The sequence below is a fragment of the Amycolatopsis sp. NPDC052450 genome (assembly GCF_044547565.1).
GTDB lineage: Bacteria > Actinomycetota > Actinomycetes > Mycobacteriales > Pseudonocardiaceae > Amycolatopsis.
In genome coordinates this window covers 56,817-82,323 of the sequence record NZ_JBIUAQ010000034.1, presented here as the reverse complement: position 1 = coordinate 82,323, position 25,507 = coordinate 56,817, and the positions used below count along the sequence as shown (strand labels likewise).

The following is a 25,507-nucleotide window of genomic DNA, read 5'->3' as shown; positions in this document are numbered from 1 at the left end:
CGGGATATAGTGACGCCATGAAGCAGCAGGGATTGACCGGACACGAACTCCACGCGTGGCGAGTGTCCTTCCAGATGCTGGAGCTGCTGCGGACACGCATCGAGCAGCAGCTCCAGGCCAGCAGTGGCCTGTCCAACGCCGACTACACCGTGCTCGCGTTGCTGTCCGAGGCGCCGGACGGGCGGATGCGCGCCTACGAGCTCGGCCGGGTGGCCGGCTGGGAGAAGAGCCGTATGCACCACCAGCTCACCCGGATGTGCAAGCGAGGCTTGGTCACGCGGGAACGATGCGGCTCGCGCGGCATGGAGGCGGTGATCACGGCGAAAGGCCTCACCGCGCTCGAACAAGCCGCGCCCAGTCACGCCCAGGAGGTCCGGCGCCTTGTCATCGACCGGCTCACGCCTGAAGAACTCGACCAGTTCGCCGACATCGCCACCAAGGTCCTCGAGAACCTGCGAGCAGACGAGCCGTCCGTCTAGGTGCGTAGGCTGGGCACATGGACTCCGTGGAAGGCGCGGTCGACCGGATGGTCCAGCGTGGATGTGACCTCGTCGAGCTGATCGAGTTCCTCCGCGCACACGAAACGTTTCGGCTGTCTCCGCTGACCCTCATGCGCATCCTGCGCGACGCGGTGGGGATCCCGTGGACGACCACACGGCAGGAGTTCGGGTCGATGTTCGATCCCGACCTCCGCCCCCTCACCGCACAGAGGGAGATCGAAGCCCGCTGGCAAGCCGTCCTCCAAGAGCGACGGACCCGAGCCGGCCGCACTACAGGTCTGGGCGATCCTCCTGCAGAAGCTGTCGCAGTAGATCAGGGGTAACCGGAATCCGGGGCTGTAACTGAACAAACCGTTCGACTTGCCATCGCTTTGCCCGAACCGCCTGCTTGGACTCCACCTGAACCCAAGGCGCGTAGACTCTGATCGCCCGTTTACCCCCCTTTCCTTCGACCGACATGATGCCGCGACGCACCAGTTCCCGGCTGTCGAATACGAAGAGCCCGCGATGGTCCTTGTCGAAGACCGCGATCACGACCGAGCTGATCGAGTCACTGGTATCGAACGGTGCGATCGCACTGCCCGGATCGGCTCTCGTCCAAATCGTCACAAACTGTCCGACCTTGGCAGGCGTTGTCTTGGCGACGCGGAACGCGATACTTCGATCGTCGACAGCAAGTCGACATGCGCCGTATTCCGCACTCTCGACTTCCCGGACGGCGGGACGAGTCACTACGAGTCCTGAATCTTCGAACACTTCACGAATCGACTCGACCAGTTGAACGGGAACGTCGCCAAGTGCCGGATCGGTGGCCCATCGATGAGTGGCGCCGTCGCCGCCTGGAAGGTCGTTCAAGAACACGCTCCTCGGCATGAGAAACAAACGTGGCCGTGTGCCCTTGATTCCGGCCTGACCGGTATCAGGTCAGAGGCCGTTGCGGGTTCGGTAGCGCTGTTCGAAGTCTGCCTGGAACGCGGCGGGGTCCGTGTTGAGGGGGCGGCGTTCGATGAGGTGGTCGTCGGAGACGTAGAAGTTCCGGTCGCCGAAGTCGTCCGGTTCGCCGGGGGCAGGGGTGCCCGGCGGGTAGTGCAGCACCCAGCCAGTGTCCATCCGGACGGCCTTGATCCCCTTGGTCGAGCCGCTGAGCTGCTCCCGCCGAAGGTGGTAGTGGACCCTTGCGCGGGCGTTGCTTTCGCTGATCTTTCCCGGCCCCAGCCCCAATCCGGTCAGGGTGAGGGCGCGGTCGGACCGGTCGACCCAGCCGTCGACCACCAGGTCGGCCGGCCGCGCGACTCGCAGCGCGGTCTGTAGTGCGGTGGTGACCTGCCGTGCCAGTTCGGTGCAGCCTTCCGGGCCGCCCGCGAGGACGCTCTTGTTCCATTCAGGAAGGCCATCGGACGGCGGCGTCCATCCGGCCGCGACCAGGTTCTCGTGGTCGGCGGGCGACATTCGCCACCGTTCGTCGAGGAACTCGTTGCTCACCAGCCCCGCGTAGATATCGGTGACGAGGTCGGGGTACTGCCGGTCCTGCTCCGCCGAGAACTGGACGAAGCGGTTGCCCTCCGCGTGCATGACCAGTTTCGCCGTCGGCGGCAACTCGTACAGAAGTTCGCCCAGGTTCACGGCGAATTCGGCCCAGTTCGGGCCATCCGGGATGCTCACGGGTCAACTCTTCCTCGGTCGGGCAGTTCGGGGCGAACCGGCTCGGAGAGGTGACCTTGTCGAAGCACCCGCCCCGGTGCCGGCCGGGTCGTCAAAGACCCTACTGCGTCACCGTCGAGCTGCCTCTGCAAGCTACGCAACGTGGTCGAGCGATGGTTCAACCGGCTGTTCGTGCCGGGGTCGACGGGCGGCACGTCACAGCTGGGTGGGAAGAAGAAACCGGCCGACGGCGAAGTGGTGGTGAAAGCTGACGGTCGACGGAAGGATCCACATGTCAGAGGCGGACCTATGAGAGCGGGAACGGACGAGCAGGTGACCGATGCCGACCTGGCCGCCCGGTTGCCGCAGGACCCGGAACTGTTCACCGAAGTGCACGATCGCTACTTCGCGGCCATCTACCGGTATGTGGCAGGCCGGCTGGACGCGCAGACCGCGGAGGACATCGCCGCGGAGACGTTCCTCGTCGCGTTCGACCGGCGCGGCACGTTCGACCCCGAACGCGGTGATGTGCGGGTCTGGCTGTTCGGCATCGCCACGAATCTGGTGGCCAGGCACCGTCGCAGGGAGGCTCGCCACTATCGGGCGCTGGCACGGGTGCGCGTCGCACCAGTGGTCGAGGGGCACGAGAGCAGGGTGGTCGCGTCGGTGGCCGCCCGGCGGCTGCTTCCTCAACTCGCGAACGCGCTGTCGCGGCTGTCCGCCGGGGAACGGGACGTGTTGCTGCTCGTGGCACTCGGCCAGCTCGGGTACGAGGAAGTGGCCGCGGCGCTCGGTATCTCCTCCGGCACGGTGGGCTCCCGGCTCAACCGTGCACGCAAGAAGCTCAACTTCATCCTCACCCCGGAGGCACTCGATGAATGACCTGCAGACGCTTCGCGCCGCGCTGACCCCGGACGAGCCGTCCCAGGACGTGGTCGACCGCAGTCGGCACCAGCTCCAGAACCGGATTCGCGGTGGCCGGGTTCCTCGGCGTCGGACCGGATGGCTGATCGCGGGGGCGGGGCTCACGGCGGCGGCCGCCGCCGTGGCGATCGCGGTCATGCCGGCCGCACCGGTCGACGGTCCGCCGGTGCGAACGTTCAGTGGGCAGGAGATCCTGCTCGCGGCCGCCACCGCCGCTGAGCGTTCCCCCGAGGGCGCCGGCACCTACTGGCATGTGAAGGTGGCCGAGGCGGACGGCGCTGCCGCTTCGAGTGAGTACGAGTACTGGATCAAGCCGGACGGTCAGTTGTGGATGCGGGGGGCGAAGACGGGCGGCAAGGTCATGCCGTTGAAGGCGAGTTCAGCCAACCCGTTCTCACTCGTCGCCGTCGATCTGACCCTCGAGCAGTTGCGTGCCCTGCCGACGGACCCGAAGGCGTTGAAGGCCTGGATCGCCGAGGCCCACGAGCACAGCGACGCCAGGACGAGCGCGGGCGAGCTCACCGCGAGCGACCGGGAACAAGCCAGCTTCCAGTCGTTGATCTCACTGGTGTCCACATTGCCCGCCACACCGGAGGTCCGGGCCGCGGCCTTCCGCGCGATCGCCGACCATCCAGGCGTCGAAAACCTCGGCACGGTGCCGGGCGGGCATGGCCTGTTGCTTCCCACAGGTGAGCGGCTCGTCGTCGATCCGGCGACCGGACGGGTGAACGGGACGTCGGTCTTCGTCACCATGGACGGGGCGGTGTACAAGGTGGCCAACCCTGCTGGCGTCAGGATCAACGCCGAGTGGACTGACACCCTGCCAGCGTAAGCAGATCGGTGGCCGGGAGCGCGTCCCGCTCCCGGTCACTTCCGCGCCCCACGTGCGCATGAGTCACTCACACCGTCGCACTCTCATGCCGGACCTGTTCACCGGCACCGGAAACGTCGAGCCGTGGTACCTCTCCGCCGAGGGGCCCGGCAAAGTCGAGGTAGGCCAGGCTTGATTCTGGGCGCCGGCGGGGTGCCGCTATATACGGTTCTGTGTGGGGTCGTGAGTGCTGATGAGGGTTAGAACGACAAAATTCACTCACGACCCCCTCGTGAAACCGTTCAAGTCGCCCGATGTCGCGCGCACTTGCCTTAAGTGTCCCTTATGGACAGTCAAGAGTCGGGTTATGCGACTCTTCAGCCTGGGAGCGAAACGCTCGCGTTCGCTGATACGCACGTCCGGGCGCTGGGGAAGCTACGTCTTGGCACAGGCGACGAGGGCGCCGATGGTCGCGTTGGCGGCCGAGTCGGCGACGTTGGCCGCGGCGGCGGTGGCCTTCTCGCGCGGCGACCTGGGCCTTCGCCACGGCGGGCGGCTCGGACCCTTGTCACGCGCCGCACCTGATCGCCACGTTGGGCGCACCGAATCGGACGGTCTTTTCCCAACCGATCGGATAGTCCGTCACCTCTGTTCCTGAGTGGTGGCGATGGACAGGTGTTTCATCAGAATTTAATGGACTGCCGATAACGTCGCCCGAGGTCGATTGTCTCGTCTTTTCGCAGGAATCGCGAGCTGATCCGAATGGAGCAGTTCGGCCGAATGCGTCACCGCTCCATCCCGTGCGCAACAGAAATCGTTGTTCTTCGCCGGGACCCGACAGCCGAATTCATGGATCCAGAGGGGGTCGAGGGCATGTCTGCCTTCGCGTGGGCTCGTCCTGTTCGTCATCGCCACAAGGCCGTGGTGGTGGCGTTGTTCCTGGCGTTGGTGGCGATGGCGGTCCCGAGCGCGGGCCCGCCCGCCTCGGTGCGTGCCTCGGGCGAAGGTGGGGCGTTGACGGCTCCGGAACATCCGGAGGGGACGGCCTTCGATCCGAATCAGATCAAGGACATCAAAGCGGCTGATCCGGGGGCCGGGATGAACCTGATCGGGCCACCGGCGGCGAACGCCATGGGCGATGCCCGGTTGTCGTATCCGCTGGAGGTGCCCAAGGGGAGAGCCGGCCTGGAGCCGAAGCTGGAGGTGAAGTACGGCTCCGGAGGTGTGAACGGCTGGCTGGGTGTCGGATGGGACGTCGCCCTGCCGTCCATCACGGTGGACACCCGCTGGGGTGTGCCGCGATATGACGCCGGTCTGGAGACCGAGACCTATGTCCTCAACGGTGAGCAGCTCACCCCCGTCGCCCATCGGGGCGAGTTGCAGAAGCGGACGGCGGAAAAGGTGTTCCACGCCCGCGTGGAAAGCCGGTTCGACCGGATCGTGCGCCATGGGAACGACCCCGCCGGTTACTGGTGGGAGGTCACCGACAAGGCGGGCACCCGCACGCTGTTCGGCGGGACGGCCGATACGACGTTGACCGACAAGGCCGGCCGCGTCGCCACCTGGGCGGTACGCGAGGTCCGTGACACCCACGACAACGTCATGCGTTTCCGCCACGCCAAGGTGAACGACGGCGGGACCGCGGATTCGAAGGTGCCGGGCGGCAACCTGTATCCGCAGCGGGTCACCTACACCGGCCATGGCGACGTGGAAGGAAAATACTCGGTGACGTTCCTGCGCGACAGGGACCGTGGCGAGCCGCGCCGCAGCGATGTGCAGATCGACGCCCGCGGCGGTTTCAAGAAGGTGACCGCCGACCTGCTGCGGCGGGTCGAAGTGAAGCTGGACGACCAGCTGGTACGCGCCTACGAGCTGAATTACCGGACTGGCGCGTTCGCCAAGACGCTGCTCGCGTCGATCTCGCAGTTCGGTGAGGACAACCGCCTGTTCGCCACGCACTCCATGGACTACTTCGATGATGTCCGCGACAAGGACGGCAATTACCACGGATTCGCCGATGCCGCGAAATGGGCGGTCGCCGATGACGACCTCGGGGTGAACGTGCGCGAGGGGGAGGCGTCCGCGTTGTCGGCGAGTACGTCGGTGAGCGCGGGCGGGCATCTGTACACAGGCTACAACCCGGTCGCGCCGATCAAATCGGGCTCTGCCGGGGTGAAGATCGGTGCCAACGCCGGTGTTTCCGACGGGCTGCTCGCGCTGGCCGACGTCAACGGCGACAACCTGCCGGACAAGGTGTTCCGCAAGGGCGGCGAGGTCTGGTACCGGCCGAATCTGGCCGCGCCGGGCGGGCAACCGCGCTTCGGTGACACCGCGCTCAAGCTGCCGGGGCTGCCCGCCATCTCCTCGGAGTCGACGTTGTCCGGCACGATCGGCGTGGAGGCCTTCGCCGGGGTCGCGGCCCAGCTGGATCTGGTTTCCACGATCACCACGTCGGACCGCTACTTCTCCGACGTCAACGGTGACGGGATCACCGACCTGGTCAACAACGGCGGTGTGCTGTTCGGGTATCTGGACGCGAACGGTCAGCCGGCCTACAGCGAGGACAGCAGGCAGACCTCGGTCCCGGTCGGCGGGGGAGTGGCGTCGGGAGAGTTCGTCGGCGACCAGCGGGCGGCGTTCGACCGGGCGGTGGACACGGCGCCGTTGCTGGACAGCGTGCGCCGGTGGGTCGCGCCGTTCGACGGGACAGTGCGCGTCGACGGGCGGGTGCGGCTGGAAAAGGACACGTCGCCGCAGCGTGCCGCCTATCAGAAGGCCGACGGGGTGCGAGTGACGATCCAGCACAAGGCCACCGAGCTGTGGTCGCAGCGGATCGGCCCGGACGACCATATGGAGTTCGCGCCGACGGGGGTCAGCGCGATCGGAGTGCGCAAGGGCGACGCGATCTACTTCCGCACACAGTCCATTTTGGACGGGATGTACGACACCGTGGCGTGGGACCCGACGATCACCTACGCCGGGGGCGCGAGTACCGATGTCAACGGGTTGAGCAACTCCGTGTTCTCCGCGTCCAAAGACTTCACCCTCTCCGGACGGCAGTCCCAGGTCACCGCGCCGGTGACCGGAACCTTGAAACTGACCGGTGACGTGGTCAAGGACAAGGTGACTTCCGACGACGTGAGCGTGGTGATCACCCGCAACGGCAAGGACGTCGTCAACACGAAGTTGCCGGCCTCCTCGACCGGTACCACCCCGATCGCCGTGAGCGTTCCGGTGACGGCGAAGGACAGCTTGTCGTGGCGCTTGCGGGCGGATTCCGCGATCGATCCCAGCGCGCTGAAGTGGGTGCCCCAGGCGCACTACACCCAGGCCGAAGGAGTGGAGACGGTCGTCGACGAGAACGGTAAGCCGACGATCGTGATCAACCCGCCGTACGACCTCGACATGTACCCGGTGTCGAATGGCTCCACCCCGCAGAAGGCTTGGACGGCAGGCCAGACCGGTCAGTTGTTCGTGCAGCCGTTCATCACCCCGATGATGATGGACACGGACAAACACACCTTCGTGTTCACGATCAAGAAGCGCGGCGGCCAGTTGCTGGGCAAGCAGGTCATCGAGATTCCCGGCGGACTGACACCCAAGCCGACGCCGCCGCGGATGACGGTGCAGGTCACACAGGGCGAGGAGCTGTTCTTCGACTTCGCCACCCAAGAGGAGAAGGCGCCAGCGCTGATGAGCGCGTCGGCTATGGTCGGTTTCAACCCGTTCTTCCTGCCGCAGACGTCCGCCACGGTGTCCGCGGCCGCGAAGCCGGGCGCGTTCGCCCAGCCCTACCGCGGGTGGGGGGTGATCGGCTACCAGGCTCAAGGTGATCGTGCGGCCAAGCCGATCGTGGAAAGTGATCTGGTGCTGGACGAGAGCTTCCGTGACTCGCTGCCGAAGGCGCCCAAAGAGGAGGATGTGCCCGGGTTCAAGGCGGATCCGAAGGTGACCATGCCCAGGCTCGCGGTGCTCGTCCCGATGCCCGCCGAGGGCAGATGGGCAGGCGCGGACGAGAACACCTGGGTCGGGCCCGGCACCACCGCCAGTTCCCGGCTCGGCATGGACACCATCGACGTCGTCTCCGACGCCGACGTGGCCGGGGCGAAAGGTGTGCCACGCCGGGGGATGACCGTGCAGGTCTCCACCACACTCGGCGCCGGCCCGGTCGGCGGCAGCCTCGCGGGCGGTATCACCGCCGGAGGAGTCGACTTCCTCGACCTCAACGGGGACAGGTTCCCCGACGTCGTGGGAAGCAGCGGGATCCAGTACTCCGACATGACCGGTGGGCTCGGCGGTACCCGGGGGTCGCTGAACGGGACCGTGCGTGACGCGAACTCGGTCGCGGTGTCGGTGTCCGCCGGCGCGGGCAGCCCCGCGCGGACGATGGGTACCGCTCGCGGTACCGACGCGCCTGAAGCGGACGCCGCTTCGACCACGGCCAGGGCGGGGTTGGAGATGCCCGCGCTGGGAATCGGCGGCAGCGTCGGTGGCGGTGAGTCGGCGACGGTGCGGGATCTGCTCGACATCAACGGTGACGGCCTGCCCGACAAGGTCCACGCCGACGGCAAGGTCGCGCTGAACCTGGGTTACTCGTTCGCCGAACCGGAGCCGTGGCCCGCGGGCGCGGTCAACACCGCCCAGACCGGGAACGTCGGGGTCAACCTCGGTGTCAACCTCGACAACTACGGCTTCGCCGGTGGCGTGTCGGCGACGCTGGGCTCGACGACGACCAAGGGCAGCATGACCGACGTCAACGGGGACGGCCTGGCCGACCGCGTGTTCGCCGGCGATGCCGGGCAACCGATCTCCGTGGCGGTCAACACCGGTAGCGGTTTCGCCGCGCCCGCGCCGTTCCGCGGCGGGTTCAGCGAGGTCGCGGTCGACAAGAACGCCAACCTCGCCGGCGGTGCCTACTTCACCTTCGGCTTTCCGATGCCCTTCGGCGGCTTCCTGGTGTTCAATCCCGGCGCCGACGCCTCCACCGGCATCGGCCGTAGCGAGGTCGGCCTCCGTGACGTCAACGGCGACGGGCTGGCGGATCACGTCAAATCCACCCGTGACAACGAATTGCTGGTCGCGTCCAACCAGACCGGCCGCACCAACCTGCTCCGTACGGTGACGCGGCCGATGGGCGGGCGCGTCGATTTGGACTACACCCGCACCGGCAACACCCAGGCCATGCCCGAATCCCGCTGGGTCCTGTCCCGTACCACGGTGTCCGACGGCCATCCCGGCGACGGAGCCGACACCCAGCTCACCACCTACCGCTACGAACACGGCAAGTACGACCGGCTCGAACGCGAATTCCACGGCTTCGGCAAGGTCGTCACCGAGCAGCGCGACCCTGGCGCGGCCGACGCGGTCTATCGCTCGACCACCGACGAGTACCGCACCGACGGCCCGTACACGGCCGGGTTGCTCGCCCGCACCCTGACCGCCGACGGCGCCGGACGGCCGTTCACCGAAACCGTCAACACCTACCAGCTCCGCGACACCACCGACGGCGGGGGAGCGGCGAAACCGGCCAGTGTGTTCCCGCAACTGACCAGAGTGGACAAGCACTTCTACGAAGGCGCCGCCAAACCCGGTAAGTCCACCCATGCCGAGATGTCCTACGACGAGCACGGGAACCTGATCCGGTCGTTCGACGCGGCCGATGACGGCGCCGCCGACGACGTGGAAACCACTTACGGCTACAGCGTGTCCGACCCGGCCTGCCGGGACCGCAACATCGTCGGTGTCACCAACCTGGTCAAGCAGCGCGGTACGGCAGGCGACGCGGTGTCGCGGCACAGTGAATCCACAGTGGACTGTAGGTCCGGGGCGATGCGGCAGATCCGCCAGTACCTCACCGACGGTGTTTCGGCCGACACCGACATGGAGTACTACCAGGACGGCAACCTGAAATCGGTCACCAAGCCCGCCAACCGGACCGGTCAGCGCTACCGGCTGGAGTACGGCTACGACACCGTCGTCGGCGTCCACATCGAGTCCATAGTGGACAGTTTCGGCCTGCGATCGGGCGCGACGCACAACCTCAAATACGGACAGCCGGAGCGCACCACCGACCAGAACGGCCAGCAGGTACTGCGCGGCTACGACAGCGTCGGGCGGCTCGACACCGTCACCGGGCCGTACGAGATCGGGTCCGGCAAGGCCACCATCGACTTCGAATACCACCCCGAAGCCGCCGTTCCCTACGCCACCACCCGGCACCTCGACCGCGACGCCGCCGGCGTCCGCGAGGACACCATCGACACCGTGACCTTCGCCGATGGCCTCAAGCGTGTCCTGCAGACGAAGAAGGACGCCACGGTCGCGGAGAAGCCCGGTGACGAACCGGAACAGGTCATGACCGTGTCCGGGCGCACCAAGTTCGACTTCGCCGGGCGGGCGGTGGAGCAGCACCACCCGGTCACCGAACCCAAGGCGGGCGACAACAGCACCTTCAACACCGCTTTCGACACGGTGACACCGACGCGCGTGTCGTTCGACGTGCTGGACCGGCCGATCAAGACCGTCGAGCCGGATGAGGTCACCAGCACCACGGCCTACGGATTCGGAGCCGACCGGGCCGGGGCGAGCCGGTTCGAGACGACGGTCACCGACGGCAACGGCAAACAGAAGCGCACCTACCAGGACGTCCGCGAACTGACGACCGCGGTGAAGGAGTTCAATCCGGCCGGCGGGCAGCCGGTCATCTGGACCGGCTACGGCCACGATCCGTTCGGTCAGCTCACCTCCGTGGTGGACGACAAGAACAACACCACCCGGTCCGAGTACGACACCCTCGGCCGCCGCACCGTCCTGGACAGCCCGGACGCCGGTCGCACCGAGACCCGCTACGACCTGGCGGGGAACACGACGGCGAAGATCACCGCGAACCTGAAAGCGGCGGCCAAGCAGGTCGAGTACGACTACGACCACAATCGCCTCAAGGCGGTCCGTTATCCGACCTTCCCGGCCAACAACGTCACCTACACCCACGGCGGACCAGGCGCCCCCGACAACGCCGCGGGGCGGGTCACCGAGATCCGCGACGCGGCGGGCATCCTCACGCGCGGCTTCGGCCCGCTCGGGGAAACCGTCCGCGAGACCCGAACCGTCAAGATCGCCGGGCAGGCGGACCGCGCCTACACCACCCAGTGGCGCTTCGACGCGTTCAACCGTGTCCTGCAAATGACCTATCCGGACACCGAGGTCCTCACCTACACCTACGACAGCGGTGGTCAGGTCGTTCGCGCCACCGGCACCAAGAACGGCACCGGCTACACGTATCTCAACCGGCTCGACTACGACAAGTTCGGCCAGAAGGTCGTGCAGGAGGCCGGGAACGGGGTACGTACCACCTACACCTACGACCAGGCCGACCGCAGGCTCGCCACGCTGAAGTCGAAAGCGCCGGGCGGCACCGAATTCCAGAATCTCGGCTACACCTACGACAAGGTCGGCAACATCACGAAGCTGGCCAACGAGGTGCCGCGGAACGGAACGATCGGCGGCCCGAGCAGCCAGACCTACGGTTATGACGACCTCTACCGGCTCACCAGCGCCGACGGCCAGTACACCACCAAGAACGACCAGCAGGACAAGTACACTTTGGCGCTGGGGTATGACTCCGTCCACAACACCACCACCAAGACCCAGCACCACGAGATCACCGGCATGCCCGCCTCGGCAGAGGTGGAGAAGGCATCGCTGAACCAGGGTGCGGCGTCGCCGGTCGGAGGCGGGGGAAGCCCTGCGTCGTCGGGCCCGATGTGGTCCGGCCCGATCGAACCGGTCGAGGATCCGGTCAACCCGGCCGAGGTCCAGGACAAAACCAGCTACGACTACCGGTACGACTACGGGAGCGGGAAACCGCACGCGCCGAGCAAGGTCGGCCCGATCACCCAGGCCTATGACGCGAACGGCAATCTCACCGACACGGTGAACACCGCGGCGGGCGGCAAACGACGCCAGTACGTGTGGGACGAGGAAAACCGGCTCGCCTGCAACTCCGACGACGCCACCACGACGGTTCCCCAGACGCCGGCGGGCTGCACAGGCGCGGCCGTCACCTACACCTACGACGCAGGGGGTGAGCGTGTCATCAAGAACGGTGACGGTCGATCCCTCTATCCCAACCGCGGCTACAGCGAACGGGACGGGACCGGCTACAAACACATCTTCATCGGCGACAACCGCCTCACCACCAAGACCGTCGCGGCCGAAGGTGTCGAGAACGCCCAGTCCTTCTTCCACGCCGACCACCTCGGCTCGTCCGGCTACGTCACCGACAACCAGGGCACTGTCACCGAACATCTCGAGTACATGCCGTTCGGGGAAACCTGGGTGGAGGAGCAAGGCGGTCGCGGTGGTACTCCGTACAAGTTCACCGGGAAGGAACTGGACGACGAAACCGGTCTCTACTATCACGGCGCCCGCTACTACAACCCCAGAACCCAACTCTGGGCAGGTGCCGATCCCGCCCTCGCCGAATTCATGTCCGGCTCCAAGGCCGCGGGAGGCATCACCGATTCACGTAATCTCGCCGTCTACACCTACACCCACAACAACCCGGTGATCTTGACCGACCCCGATGGCAGGGAACCTCGACCGGCCATGCCGTCGCCGCCAGCACCGCCGTCGGCCAGGAATCACGAGAAGGCCAACAACGACGGATCGGGGCCGAAGAACTACGACACGTGGAAGCCCAGCCTGGTGTGGAAATCGACGCTGCAGACGATAAAGGCGCAAGCGATGATAGGCGCCGGGGCGGCCAATCAGATGGGGATGGTGGTCGCGGCGGATATGCTGGTGCACTTCCTCGGCAATTCGGGGAGTCAGTACACCGTCAATGTCGACAAGATGCTGGGGCAGATCGACGGGTTCCAGAACAAGGTCGAGGGTGTGGCACTGCGGGCGGCCATGGAGGTGTGGAGTGGTTTTCCGGCCGGTCACCGTGAGTCCTTCGCCTTCGAAACCGGCTACTCGAACAACTATCGAGCGGACTACAAGTCCAACCCGGACTGGTATGCCGCGCTCGGCACGTTCGACTTCCAGATCAGCGGTGTCGTCACGCCGACCAGCGACGGCGGCTACGACATCACCTATCAGGTGAGCATCTACGACTACTACAACTGGGAATCGACCGACCAGCGCCTGTACCGGCAGCCGTCCGATCTGAATCTGCTGCATCGCGCCGGGTGGGCGCAGAACTTCGATGTCATCGGAAGGTCCAGCCCGCGAACCTTCCATGTCCCGCCCTCGTGATTCCGAGTAGGTGAGGCACCGGCGCCTCGCCGCCGGTACCGCGTTGGACCGGGGGCCGTGAGTGGCGATCACGGCCCCCGGCTTTCGTTGTCTGGCGGAGGGTCTCGCCGATCTCGAAAGCTATCCGCAGGACGATTCCTGATGTCCGTTCAAGCGAACATGTCCGCGTAGGGATCGGGTTCGCCCGTCATGGGATCCAGGCCCGCTTGGAATCGCCGTTGCTGGCCTTGGTGGTGGACGAAGGAGCCGACTCGTCCCCACAGCGAAAGATCGCCGAGAGGGCACTTGCCGAAATCGGCGGTCATTTCCTCGACCAGGGAACGGCTCTTCGCGTTGCCCGAGGACACCACCGTCCACACCGGACAAGAACCAGCCGTGGCGATCACCGCGGTGGCCGGTACTTCCGGGTGAACCGGACGCCGTTGAAGGTGTGGGTGCAGCATGGGCAGGCCGGTTCCAGGTCGCCGGCACCCAGTTCGGGGTTGACGACCTGCAACCGGTTGTCGTCGTCCACGTAGAGGCCGCTGTAGTAGCCGGCTTCGCCGATCCGCACGTATTCGCGTCGTTCGTGCGGCTGCCGGGCGACCAGCCAATGGATCGGATCGGCGGAGTCGAGCCGGGCGGCGGCCTCGTCGCGCACCTCGTCCCAGTCCGCACCGATCTTGCCGAGCAGGAACCGGAACAACGGCGTGTAGTCCAGGCCCCGGCGTTCCCGCCGTCGCATGGGCCCGCGCGTCAGGTCGGAGACGCGTTCGGTTTTCGTGTTGCGCTGGTGCCGGTAGTCGCCGCCGTGGTCGTGGTGGACGGACCTGGCCCGGGTGTTCACGCGGCGGTACAGCGGCTCCTTCACCACGCCAGCCTTCCATATGGTGCTCCTTGTCACCGGCTGTCGGAGTTCAGGTCGGTGCCCCGGGTTTCGGCGCTGAGGAGGAGTGCGACGAGGGTGACGGCGATCGTGCCGACGAGGTACAGGACGACCGCCGTGGGGCCCTGTTTTTCGGCCAGCCACACGGCGATGAGCGGCGCGGGTGCGCCGGCGATGATCGAAGAGCCTTGGAACACCAGGGAAGCACCGGCGAAACGGCGGCGGGTCGGGAAGAGTTCGGCGATCCAGGCGGCTTCCGGTCCGGCAAGGAGTCCGTGCAGTGCCGCGCCGACACCGACGCCGAGATAGAGCAGGGGCAGATTGTCGGCTTGGACGACGGCGAAGAAGACCGGTGCCCACACCGCGAGGCCCGCCGCCGGGACCAGCATGGCGATACGCCGTCCGACGAGGTCCGACCAATAGCCGCCTGCCAGCATCCCCGCGAACTGCAGCAGTGACCCGACGGCCACGGCGAGGAGGACGTCGGGCTTGTCGTAGCCGAAGGTCTTCGTGGCATAGGCGACCACGAAGACGGTGTAGACGTAGAAGGCCACGTTCTCGCCCAGACGCACGCCGAGACCGCGGAGGACGGGGCCGGGGTGGGCGAGTGTCTCGAGGATGCTCGACCGCTCCGGGACGGCGTCCGCGGATGCCGTGGCCCGTGCCTGCGCCTCCTGGAACACCGGCGACTCGTCGATGCGCCGCCGGATCCAGAAGCCGATGACCAGAAGCGGGATCGCGAACAGGAAACCGACGCGCCATCCCCATTGGTCGAAGGCGTTTTCGGGCAGTACCAAGGCGATCCCGCCGACAACGGCGGTGGCCAGCACCGTGCCCAGCGGCGCGCCCGCCTGTGGCCACGCCGACCAGAACCCGCGCCGCTTCGGGCTTCCGTACTCGCTGACCATCAGCACCGCCGCGCCGAACTCGCCGCCGAGGGCGAAACCCTGGATCAGCCTCAGCACGACCAGCGAGATCGTCGCCCCGATGCCGGCCTGAGAGTAAGTGGGGAGCAGCCCGATCGCGGAGGTCGACAGCCCGAGCAGCAGGAAAGTGGCCACCAGCATGGGTTTCCGGCCGAGTCGATCGCCGAGATGCCCGAAGACGATGCCGCCGATCGGACGCGCGACGAAACCGAGTCCCTGCGTCGCCAGCGCGAGCAGCAACTGCGCGAACCCGTCGCCACCGGGGAAGAACAGCGGCCCGAGCACGGTGGCCGCCAGGATTCCGTAGAGCGCGAAGTCGTACCACTCCAACACCGCGCCGGCGGTACTGCCCGCCAGTACCCGCCTGAACGCCGACCGGCTGACACCGGACCTCGGATCGGCCGTTTCGTGCGAGGCGGGCACGTTCGTCACTTTCGCTCCTCGTCGAGTCGGCCGGACAACGCACGGTGTCCGATATTCGGACATAGCGGAACGCTTATCGGACACGTAGGAAGATAGACCGCCGTGGCGGGATCGCGCAAACAAAAAGGGGGGCCGGGGGCACTGTCCCCGGCATGAGTGGGTGACCGCCGATAGGCTCCGGGAATGGGTGTGAGCGCGGGTGATCCGGCAGAGCTGCCCGAATCGGTGACGCTCGAGCTGCGCGGCCTCACCGCCGAACTGCTGGGGAATGTGTCGTCGTACGCCGATGACATGTTCGACTACATCCTCGAACGCGTCCCGGAGGCCGGTGCCGACGACGACCTCCGCGGGCTGACACTCGGGTCCTGCTCGTCGAATCTCGAAGCGGCGCTGTCGATGGTGCGGCACGGTATCGACGTCGGCGCCGCGACGGCGCCGGTCACCGCCCTCGAGCATGCTCGCGCCATGGCGGCACGCGGCTACAGCGTCGATGTGATGCTGCGCTTCTACCGCATGGGGCACGCCTACTTCAGTGAGCGCGTCCTGGCCGGGATCACGGCTTTCGTGCCGGATCCGGCACTGGCGCTCGTGGTGGTGGACAACCTGCAGCGCTACGCGTTCGCCTACGTCGACCGCATCTCCAGCGAGGTCGCCGCCGAGTACGTCGCCGAGCTGGACCGGATGCAGAACCGGGTCCGGGCGGCCCGCACCGACGCGGTCCGCGGGCTGATCGCGGGGGACCGGATCGACCTGGGGCGTGCCGAGCGCACGTTGTCGCATCGGTTGACCGGATGGCAGACCGCCTTCGTCTGCTGGACCGAGCGCGACGACGCCGATCTCGCGCGCGTCGGTGCCGCGGTCGGCGCTCACTTCGGTTCCGGTCGGCCCCTGCTCGTCCCGGACGGCGTCCAGGCGCTGTGGGGCTGGGTCTGCGGCACGCGCGCTCCCGGAGTGGCGCCGGAGGACCTGGCGCCCTTGGCAGGCCGGATCCCCGCCACGGTCCGGGTCTCCATCGGCACTCCGGCGAAGGGCCCCGAGGGCTTCCGTGACTCGCACGTGCAGGCGCAGCGTGGCCGTCGGATCGTCGAGCTCTCCGGCCGGGTCGCGCCGGTGACGTCGTACGCCGAGGTGGCGCTTGTGGACACGATGAGCGGCGACCTGGAGCTGGCCCGCGCCTTCGTCGCGACCGAGCTCGGTGCCCTGGCGGTCGAGGGGAGCCGGGCCGAGGAGGAACGGCGGACGCTGCTGGCAGTGCTGGACGCACAGGGCGGGCTGGCCGCCGCGGCCGAAGAGCTGGGGGTGCATCGCAACACCGTGCTGCAGCGCCTGCGCCGGGCGGAGGAACGTCGAGGGCGTCCAGCGACGGACCGTGTCGCCGAGTTGCATGCGGCGCTGCGGCTGGTGCAGGTGCTGGGCCCGGTGGCGCTCACGCCGGAACCCGGCTGAGCGCATGTGCGGCGCGCACATCCGCATGGGCTCCGAACTACTGGTCAGTCCGGCTCACGCTTCGTACGTTGCCGGGTATGTCAGCGACCCCGGACGCAGCCTCACGCCACGCGCTTCCTGACCCCGGTGAACGGGTCCCGGCGATCTCGTGGCCCATCGTCGGCATCTTCTGCGGCGCCATCGTGGTCTTCGCGTTCTCCACTTGGGCGGCGCTGACCGGCGGCCTTCCCGTTCCGGTGACGGTGTTGCTCAGCGCGGCCGCGATCTTCGTGCTGTTCACGGTGCTGCACGACGCCGCGCACTACTCGGTGAGCACCCACCGCTGGGTCAACGTGGCCTTCGGCCGGGTCGCGATGCTGTTCGTGTCGCCGCTGATCTCGTTCAAGTCGTTCGCGTTCATCCATATCGAGCATCACCGCAACACCAACGACGAAGAGAACGACCCCGACCATTTCGTCAGCGGCGCCCCGCTGTGGCAGGTCCCCGTTCGGTTCGCGCTGATGGACGTGCCGTATCTGGGCTTTCTGGTGCGGCACTGGCGGCGCCGCCCCCGGGCAGAGGTGCTGGAGACCTCGTTCCTGCTGGCGGCGAGCGCCGCCGTGATCGCCGCTTCCGCGTTCACCGGGCACCTGTGGACGCTGGCGGTGCTGTACCTGATCCCCGAGCGGCTCGCCATGGTCGTGCTGGCGTGGTGGTTCGACTGGTTGCCGCATCACGACCTCGAGGACACGCAGCAGGAGAACCGCTACCGCGCGACCCGCAATCGCGTCGGCGCCGAATGGATCCTCACCCCCTTGCTGCTGTCGCAGAACTATCACCTCGTGCATCACCTGCACCCCTCGATCCCGTTCCACCGGTACGTCGCGACGTGGCGACGCAACGAGGAGGCCTACCTCGAACGCGACGCGGCCATCGGCACGGCCTTCGGCCAGCAGCTCGACCCGGACGAATACCGAGACTGGAAGCGGCTGAACGGGAAACTGGCACGGCTCCTCCCGGTGCGGATGCCGAAGCGATCTTCCGCCCGTGCCGCGGTGTTCCACCCGGTCCGGGTCGCCAGGGTCGACCGGTTGACCGATGACAGCGTGCTGATCGGTTTCGACGTGCCCGACGACTTGCGCGACGAGTTCTCCTTCGAGCCCGGTCAGCACATCACCGTCCGAACCGACCGCACCGTCTTCGGAGGCGAAGAGGTGCGGCGCAACTACTCGATCTGCACCTCGGCCACTTCCGGCACGCTGGCGATCGCCGTCAAGCACATCCCGGGCGGGGCGTTCTCCACCTTCGCGATGGAGCGACTCCAGACCGGCGACACCCTGGAGCTGATGACGCCGACCGGTTCGTTCGGCATACCGCTGCACCCACTCGCCACCAAGAACTACGTGGCGATCGCCGCCGGCAGCGGCATCACCCCGGTGCTCTCGATCCTGCGGACGACACTCGCCGTCGAGACCGAAAGTCGCTTCACTCTGTTCTACGGCAACCGTGACGCGGCCGGCACGATGTTCCGCGAAGAGCTGGAGGAACTCGAAGCGCGGTACGCCGACCGGCTCCGGATCATCCACGTGCGTTCCCGCGACCCGCGGCACCCCGCGCAGTTGCGAGGTCGCATCGACCGTTCGAAGCTCGCGCGAGAGCTCGGCTCCGACCTGGCCGTCGCCTCGGTGAACGAGTGGTTCCTGTGCGGGCCTGCCGAGATGGTGACCGACCTGCAGGGGCTGCTCGTCGAGCGCGGCGCCGAGCCGGACCGAGTCCACGTGGAACTCTTCCACGGCCACCGGAAGCCCAAGGTCACCGAAGACTTCAGCCCCGCAACGGTCGCGGTCAGCCTGCGCGGCCGACGGCACGAGGTCCCGCTGGCAGCAGGCGACACCGTCCTCGAGTCCGCGCTGAAGGCCGGACTGGAGGCGCCGTATGCCTGCCTCGGCGGAGCCTGCGGCACCTGCAAGGCGAAGGTCCTGCTGGGATCGGTCACGATGGAACAGAACTTCGCCCTGTCGCGGGCCGACGTCGAAGACGGCTACGCGCTCACTTGCCAAGCGCACCCGGCGACGCCGTCGGTCACCGTCGACTACGACGCCTCCGAATGACCGGTCATGGCCACTGAGCGGTGAGCTGCCGCGTTCGGATTCTCCGAAGTCCGCGGCGCCGGAACGAGCGGCCCACCGCGTCCGGCTTCCGGCCGCGGCAGCAGACCGGAGACGTATCCGGCTTGGAAGTACGCCACCGTGTCGGTCAGAATTCGGTTCAACAGCGCCACTTTCGCGGGATCCGGCTTCGCGAGGCGGGTCGCGGCGAGGAACGCCGCCCACCACGGCACGAGATCGCCGAGTTTCGATGCCGTGTGGCCGTCCAGCGGCGCCAGAACGTTCGCCACCCCGTTCCCGATGTCGGCGGGGGAGGGGTGCTCGGCGGGCACCTCGTCCTCGACCAGTTCGATCAGCAGCGGGTTGTCGGCCAGGTCGATCATCTGCGCGGGCTCGTGGGCGACCGTCTGGTCCGGATTGGTGTCGAACCGCGGCGGTACCCGGCTGACGTAGGTGACCCGGTGCAGCAGCCGCCACGCGCCCTGCCCGGTCAGCTGGACGTTGCGCAGGGCCACCGCGTCCGGGTCGCTGCTGGAGGCCAGCCATTCCTTGTCGATCACCTGATCGTGGAACGTGTCGCCATTGTCCGCCGAAGGCGGCAGGTAGATCGACATGAACCGGTAGGCGTCGACCTTGCCGGGGCAGTAGTCCGGGGTGTAGCCGGTCTCCGCGTGATACCCCTGCAGCATCGGATCGCCAGGGCAGGTCACCGCCAGCGAGAAGCCTCGCGACTCGTTCTCCGACTTGCCGACCTGGACTTTGACGTGTCCGCCGAACAACGCGTCGATCGCGCCGTACAGACCGTATTGGGCGGTGAAGGTGATCTCGCCGGTGAGGCCGGTCAGATGCGTGTAGTCGCTGAATCCCGTGTAGACGCGTTCGTGGACGGCGGAGAACTGCTCGGTTTCGGTGTGCAGGCCGCCGGACGCCGTCCAGACGTACCGGTTGGCGATGCCGCGGGCCGGGAGGTCGCCGCCGAAGTCGTAGAACTGCTCGTCCTTGATCCCGTCCAGGTCGGCGCTGCCTTTCTCGCCGAGGTCCGCCGCCTTGAACCGGTCGTACCTGCTCCGCATTGCCGCGTCGGACTTCGCGATCTTCGCGGCCAGCCGGTAGGCCTCGTCCGGCTTGAAGTAGCTTCCTCTGGCGACGTCGGCGCGCGGGAAGTCGGGGTCGTTGACCAGGCCGACCTTCCCGTCGAGCGTCCCGTTCTTCACGTAACGCGGGTCGATCTGGAAGGTGAGGATGTTGCGGTCCGGCGGGAGGTCCAGATCGGGCAGCACCATCTTGCCGACCATCGCGCCGGTGGAGTGCAACCGCATCGCGTACAGATCGGCCGTCATCGACTCGACGAGGGCGTACCCGAGGTTCAACGGCTGGTAGCGGCGGCCGACCACCGGGTTGAGGTAGTCCGACCGGTCCGGCCGCGCCTGTTCCCACATTCCCCGCAGCCCCAAGGTGTCCGTCGTGGTGCGGGTCCACGCGGAGAGGTAGGTTTCGTCCCGCTGGCGGGCGGTTTCCAGGTTCGACTTGTGCCGGGCGCCGATCTTCCCGGTACCGGCGGTGAGCAGATGCGTCCACGCCAGCACGGACGCGCTGTCCGCCCATTTCGCGGCGACCCCGGCTTTCGTGTCGATCTCCATTTTCACCGCGGTCTTGTAGTCCGACGACGTGAACTTGATCGACGTGCTCTCCTCGGCTCGGACGGTCACCGTGGACGCGTCCTGATAGGAGTTGTAGCCGAACGGGCTGTCGTAGAGCGGGCGGGACAGGTTCTCGCTGGGCACCGGCGGCGCGCCCTCGATGTACCCGATCAGCGTGGGCCGGGTCTGGATCTGGCCCAGGTACACCAGATCGGTCTCGCCCATGCCGTAGCCGGTGGACAACGTGAGCGCGGTGTCTTCGAAGAAATAGGCACGACGCATCACCGCGTAGGGCGTGCCGTCCCCGTGGGTCTCCATCTCCGGGTATTCGACGACCGCGGCCCTGCCGGAAAGCGGGCGCTGGAAACGGGTCCGCGGACCTTGGTAGACGTTGGTGAGCTGAGGACCCTCGTTCGCGACAGGCGCGGTGGAGGCGGCATAGCCGGGTGAGCCGACGAGACGCCCGTTCGCGCCCCGGCCGGTCAGGTCCGCGCTGGTGTTGTCCAGTGACCAGTAGCCCGCCAGGTCGGTCTCGTCGCCCTTCAGCTTCCGGAACAGGGTGGACGTGATCTGGGAGCGGGTGCGTGCGGAGCGCCAGATCCGTACCTCGGCCAGCGATCCGGTGAGGGTGTCCTGGAACGTTCCCGCGCTCTGCCGGTGGGCGCCGAAGGTGCATTGGTCGTATCCGAGATAGCCGTCGACTTCGCCCGCGGGCAGCACCGACCCGATCGGCAGGCCGTCGTGATAGCACCGGTACCGGCCGACGTTCTGGAGCACACCCCACAGATCCGTGTCGGTGAGCAGGAAGTCGTTGTCGTTCACCGAATCCGCGGCGACGTTGCCGGAACCTTCGGCGAACCACCACGCCGAAACCACGCCGTGGTCGGTGTCGGCGGCCTGATTGCGCCGCAGCACCGACCGCACCTGGTCGGCGGACAAGCCTGCCGACCAGAATCGCAGCCCGCCCAAGGCACCGGTGAAGCGTGCTTGCGCTTCCAAGGCCACCCGGCCCGCCTTCGACGGCGGAGTGCCGATGCCGAGTGTCAGTGGTGCCGAGGAATCGACGGACGTCACGGTTTTCGCGCCACTCAGTGTCGTCTGCGCCGTTCCGTTCTCGAAACCGTTGACGTAGATCGTGAGCGTGCACCGCAGGCCGGCCTTGACCTGAGCCGAAGTCAGCGTCACGGCGATGTGGACGGCAGGGCCGGGCAGGACGGATGCGCTGCTCCGCACGGTCAGCCGGGTCCGGTCACCACTCGCCGGGTCGGCGAATACGGCCGTGCAGAACGGATTCCCGTTCGAGTCCAGCGCGAGCCGGAACGACTGGTCCTTTCCGGATTCTCCCCATTGCGCGAGGATCGTCTGCTGCAGACCGGTCGAGCCCGCCCCCTGCACCCAGCAGTCGATGCTGAACTGGCCGTTGAACGCGAGGTCACCGGGTTCGGGGCAGACGCCGTAGGCCGGCGGAGCCGAGGCCGAGCCCGCGAGGTTCAGTTTCAGGGCACCGGCCGCCTGATAGCTGACAGCCACGTGATTCCACTCGCCGGGACGCAGGCGCGCCCGGGCTCGCACCGGCGCCGTCCCGCCGACGCCGGCGACGATGCCGAGGAACGGGTCGTCATCGCTGGAGCCGACCGCTTGGGATTTGGCGAGCTTCAGTTGCGCGTCGAGCGCGGACCCGGTCGCGCTCGCGTGGTTGGTGAAAACCGACTTGTCGGTGGTGTGCCCCTCGGCCAAGGACCAGGCGCCCTCCAGCCCCGGTTCGCTTCCGGTCAGCGCGGCGGTGTTCGTCTGGCGCAGTTCCGCGGCAGTCCTGGCGAAGGACCAGAGACGCACATCCGACAGCGCGCCGAACATGCTGACGTGCGGGCCGATCGCCGCGCCGATCGCGAGCGACGGCGAGGTCGACTTCGACGGTGGTTGCAGCTTGACGTTCCGTACGGTGCCGGCCAGCACGGCGCCGACGTAGATCTTGAGCGTCCAGCCCCCGTTCTGCCAAGCCCCCGTCGCCGCGACATGCGACCAGACACCGGCGGGCAGGGGGTCCCGGGCCGTGAGGTAGCTCGACTTCGGCTCGTGGCCTTGCGGCCGGTATCCCAGCGACAGGTGGAGCCCGACGTCGAGACCGAGATTGAGCAGCGGCTTGCTTTTGCTCTTCGCGTCGCAGACCTGCAGGACGCTGCCGAGCCGGTTCGCCTTGGGACACGGCTTCTGGTCCGGTTTGATCCACGCCTCCCAGGTGAAGCCGGTGACACCGGGCGTGAACGCCGGGTTCGACGGCACCGCGAGGTAGGAGCTTTTGGCGTTGTTCTTTGGGATGAAGGCATCGAAGCGCACTGTGGGCAGGCCGGCGACGCCGAGATAGTAGGACGGCGTGAGTTCGCCCAGCCCCTTCATCGGCCCGTTGTCGTAGGTGATCACCGTGGCCGGGTCGCTGCCTTCCGGCCGGATCCAGGATTCCATGGTCCAAGCCGGTCGCGGCGCCAACTGGGTGTTGGTGAGCGCGACGCTCATCGCCTGGTGGCCGTTCAGCGTGAGCGCTTTCGCCTGGTGCGCGGCCAGCCACTTGCCGTTGTCACCGGTCACCGTCCGGGTACTAGTGCCGTCCACCGCCCGCGGTTCCCGGCCGAACAGCGGGCTTTCCGGCGGGAGCGCGGTCATCGCGATCATCGCCCGGCCGACGGTGCCGTCTGGTGGTGCCGGGGTCAGCGAGCGTCCTTGCCAGCTCGCCGCGTCGGCCTGCCCGGCGGCGAGCTCTCCCGCGTCGGCCGGTTGGAGCACGTCGAACAGCACCGAGCCGCCGCGCAGATCCAGGGGAGTGGTGAAGGTCTGGTCGGCGACAGGCCCTGGTTTCGGATCGGCGGAGATGTGGCCGAACACCGCGTCGGCCGCGCTCCAGGCACGCAACCGGGCGACGAAACCCGCCTGGTCACGAGGAACGTTCTCGAGTTTCACGGCGGGCCGTCCGCCGGCGACGAGGGAAAGGGTGCAGTGCGCCGGATCGCCGTCCGCCGGGGAGACCGTCAGCGAGAGGTCCCCGGTCGTCTTGCCGAAGAGCAGGATGCTGCCACCGCCGGTGCCCAACGCGTAGACGGGTGTGTCGGCCGCGGCCCGGCGATAGGGGTAGGTCGCCGGATCCGCGTCACCGTTGAGGACCGGCGCCGCGTTGGCGGTGCCCGCCGGCACCGCCTGCCAGGTCTGCACCGCGGTGACACCGGTGTCCGAGGTGTAGCGCATGATCAGATCCACGGTCCCGTTCGCCGCAGCGGTGACCTCGACCCGGGAGAGCGGCATGTCGGGACGGTGGGAGATCAGCACGAGCCTGCCCGCCGAGGTCAGGGGCAACCGTACCGACGGCTGGTGGCCTAGGAAGCCGTAGAACGGCCGGGCTCCGGACAGGACCGCTTTGTCGGCGGGGTCGTCGGAGAACGCTCCGTTGAGGACCGAGACCATGGTCCGGACGTCTCGCGGGACACCGCCCCAGGTCTCGTGCGGCAGGCCGGCGGCCGTGCCGTAGTCGATCGTCACGTCGCAGAGGTCGGGCGCGGCGACGCCGTCACGGACGCAGGGCGCCACGGTCGCCACAACGTCGTCGAACGTGCTGCCACTGCGCCGGGCGATCAGCGTGAACGTGCCGGTCTGGTCGCCGGCGTTCCAGGGCATCGCGAGCCGGGTCCTGCTCACCGTGGGGTCGTACTGGGCGACCGCGAAGGCTCCGGTGCCCGCCGGGCGGGACGGCTGGGGGAAGTAGCAGTGCACGAGCCCGTCGGCACTGTCGAGGACGGCGGGTGCGGCGGCCGGTCTCGGCGTGCCCAGCAGGACCGCGCTCACCGTGCCGGCACCGGCCGAGCGCACCGCCTCGGCGGGGACGGGGTGGTCGCCGGTGCCCGGGGTGAAACCGCCGCCGCTCAGCGTGCCGTCGATCAGCACACAGCCGATCCCCGCCGGGAACATCGGGATGGTCCCGTCCGGCAGCACACCGAAGTCGTAGACGGCCAGCGCGCCCGGCAGACCGGCCCCGGCGTTGGCGACCGGGACGGTGACGCCCAGCCGGACGGCCCGGCGCAGGCTCGACGGCAGACTCGGCTCCGCGCCGGTCCTTTCCTGCTCGGCGTACAGGCTCGCGCCGACCCCGGCGGTCGGGGTCAACGGGGTGCTCTTTCCCGAATTCCAGAGCGTGGGGGAGATCGTGAAGGTCCGCGCCAGCGCCGGATCGACCTCGATGCCGCCCGTGCCGTCCTGCGGATACGAGACGAAGGTGAGGACATCTCCGGTGACGGCGATGAGGTGCCAGCGGCGGACATCGGCGTCCGAAGTGGGCGCGAGGACGACGTCGAAACGGCCGCCGGTGATACCGGACAACGACGGCAGTTCGATGGTGGGCTCCGGGAACGGCTCGTCGATCATGTTGCGGAAGCCGAGTTCGTCGCCGGGGCCCGCCGGCGCGTCGCGGCGCTCACTGCGCCGGTACCGCACCTCCCACACCCGTTCCATCCGCCAGTCGCCTTGGTTCTCACCGTCACGCGAGCCGCTGGTCTGCCGCGGCGGAGTCCGCACGAGCGCGAAGCGATCCACGTAGAGAGTGCCGGTGACGGACTGGCGGAAGCACGAGATGTACCTGCCGTCGGTGACGGCCCGGAAAGGCGCGTCCGCGGGCTTCGGGGCGGCGGCGGCCGAATCGACGGTGATCAGGTCCATGCCGGCGATCCGCAGCAGTGGACGGTCGTCCGCCGACCCGGCGGTTTTCCCGGTGAGCCGCAGTTCGTTCCAGCCCGCCCATTCCTGGGGAACGCCGGGATCCGCCCCGGAGACACGCACGTTGTAGTACAGCGAGCCGACCGCCGTGGCGGCTTTTCGGGCGATTACCACCACTGTTCCCGCGAGGGTGAGACCGACGGGGTCGACCAGCGCGATACCGTCGCAGTCGGTCGAGGGCCAGGTCTGTTCCGAGGTCGTCATAGCCATTCCTCACTCGGGGAAATGTCG

At 67.7% G+C, this 25,507-nt stretch carries 11 protein-coding genes; 6 read left to right on the top strand and 5 right to left on the bottom strand.

Annotation, left to right across the window (positions count from 1 at the left end):
* Positions 1-17 precede the first annotated feature (17 nt).
* Positions 18-479, top strand: coding sequence for a MarR family winged helix-turn-helix transcriptional regulator (locus ACIHAO_RS36280; RefSeq protein WP_396565692.1), 462 nt, complete (start codon positions 18-20; stop codon positions 477-479).
* Between the two features lie 291 nt (positions 480-770).
* Here ACIHAO_RS36280 and ACIHAO_RS36275 read toward each other — a convergent pair whose 3' ends face one another.
* On the bottom strand, positions 771-1,355 hold the full coding sequence (locus ACIHAO_RS36275; protein ID WP_396565690.1) for a MepB family protein: 585 nt from the start codon (positions 1,353-1,355) through the stop codon (positions 771-773).
* 69 nt (positions 1,356-1,424) lie between these two features.
* Positions 1,425-2,162, bottom strand: a complete 738-nt coding sequence (locus ACIHAO_RS36270) for a TY-Chap domain-containing protein (protein ID WP_396565688.1) — start codon at positions 2,160-2,162, stop codon at positions 1,425-1,427.
* 288 nt (positions 2,163-2,450) lie between these two features.
* Here ACIHAO_RS36270 and ACIHAO_RS36265 point away from each other — a divergent pair, with 288 nt between their 5' ends.
* The 3 genes from ACIHAO_RS36265 to ACIHAO_RS36255 all read left to right on the top strand — a co-directional run bounded on the left by ACIHAO_RS36265 (position 2,451) and on the right by ACIHAO_RS36255 (position 13,134).
* Positions 2,451-3,023, top strand: coding sequence for an RNA polymerase sigma factor (locus ACIHAO_RS36265; protein ID WP_396565686.1), 573 nt, complete (start codon positions 2,451-2,453; stop codon positions 3,021-3,023).
* On the top strand, positions 3,016-3,897 hold the full coding sequence (locus ACIHAO_RS36260; protein WP_396565684.1) for a CU044_5270 family protein: 882 nt from the start codon (positions 3,016-3,018) through the stop codon (positions 3,895-3,897). Before ACIHAO_RS36265 ends, ACIHAO_RS36260 begins: the two co-directional genes overlap by 8 nt.
* Positions 3,898-4,749: 852 nt before the next feature.
* Entirely contained in the window at positions 4,750-13,134 is an 8,385-nt protein-coding gene (locus ACIHAO_RS36255) for a SpvB/TcaC N-terminal domain-containing protein (RefSeq protein WP_396565682.1), read from the top strand.
* Positions 13,135-13,516: 382 nt separating this feature from the next.
* On the opposite strand, the gene ACIHAO_RS36250 is transcribed toward ACIHAO_RS36255, so the two are convergent.
* Both ACIHAO_RS36250 and ACIHAO_RS36245 read right to left on the bottom strand, forming a co-directional pair.
* Positions 13,517-13,987, bottom strand: coding sequence for a hypothetical protein (locus tag ACIHAO_RS36250; RefSeq protein ID WP_396565680.1), 471 nt, complete (start codon positions 13,985-13,987; stop codon positions 13,517-13,519).
* Between the two features lie 26 nt (positions 13,988-14,013).
* The gene (locus tag ACIHAO_RS36245; RefSeq protein ID WP_396565678.1) at positions 14,014-15,357 is read right to left on the bottom strand and encodes an MFS transporter; all 1,344 of its coding nucleotides are present in this window, start codon (positions 15,355-15,357) and stop codon (positions 14,014-14,016) included.
* A gap of 174 nt (positions 15,358-15,531) precedes the next feature.
* Here ACIHAO_RS36245 and ACIHAO_RS36240 point away from each other — a divergent pair, with 174 nt between their 5' ends.
* Entirely contained in the window at positions 15,532-16,794 is a 1,263-nt protein-coding gene (locus ACIHAO_RS36240) for a PucR family transcriptional regulator (protein ID WP_396565676.1), read from the top strand.
* Between the two features lie 77 nt (positions 16,795-16,871).
* Complete coding sequence (locus ACIHAO_RS36235; protein ID WP_396565674.1) at positions 16,872-18,884, top strand: fatty acid desaturase; 2,013 nt, start codon at positions 16,872-16,874, stop codon at positions 18,882-18,884.
* Here the strand turns inward: ACIHAO_RS36235 and ACIHAO_RS36230 are convergent.
* Complete coding sequence (locus ACIHAO_RS36230) at positions 18,866-25,480, bottom strand: LamG domain-containing protein (RefSeq protein ID WP_396565671.1); 6,615 nt, start codon at positions 25,478-25,480, stop codon at positions 18,866-18,868. The genes ACIHAO_RS36235 and ACIHAO_RS36230 overlap by 19 nt on opposite strands.
* Positions 25,481-25,507: the final 27 nt, after the last annotated feature.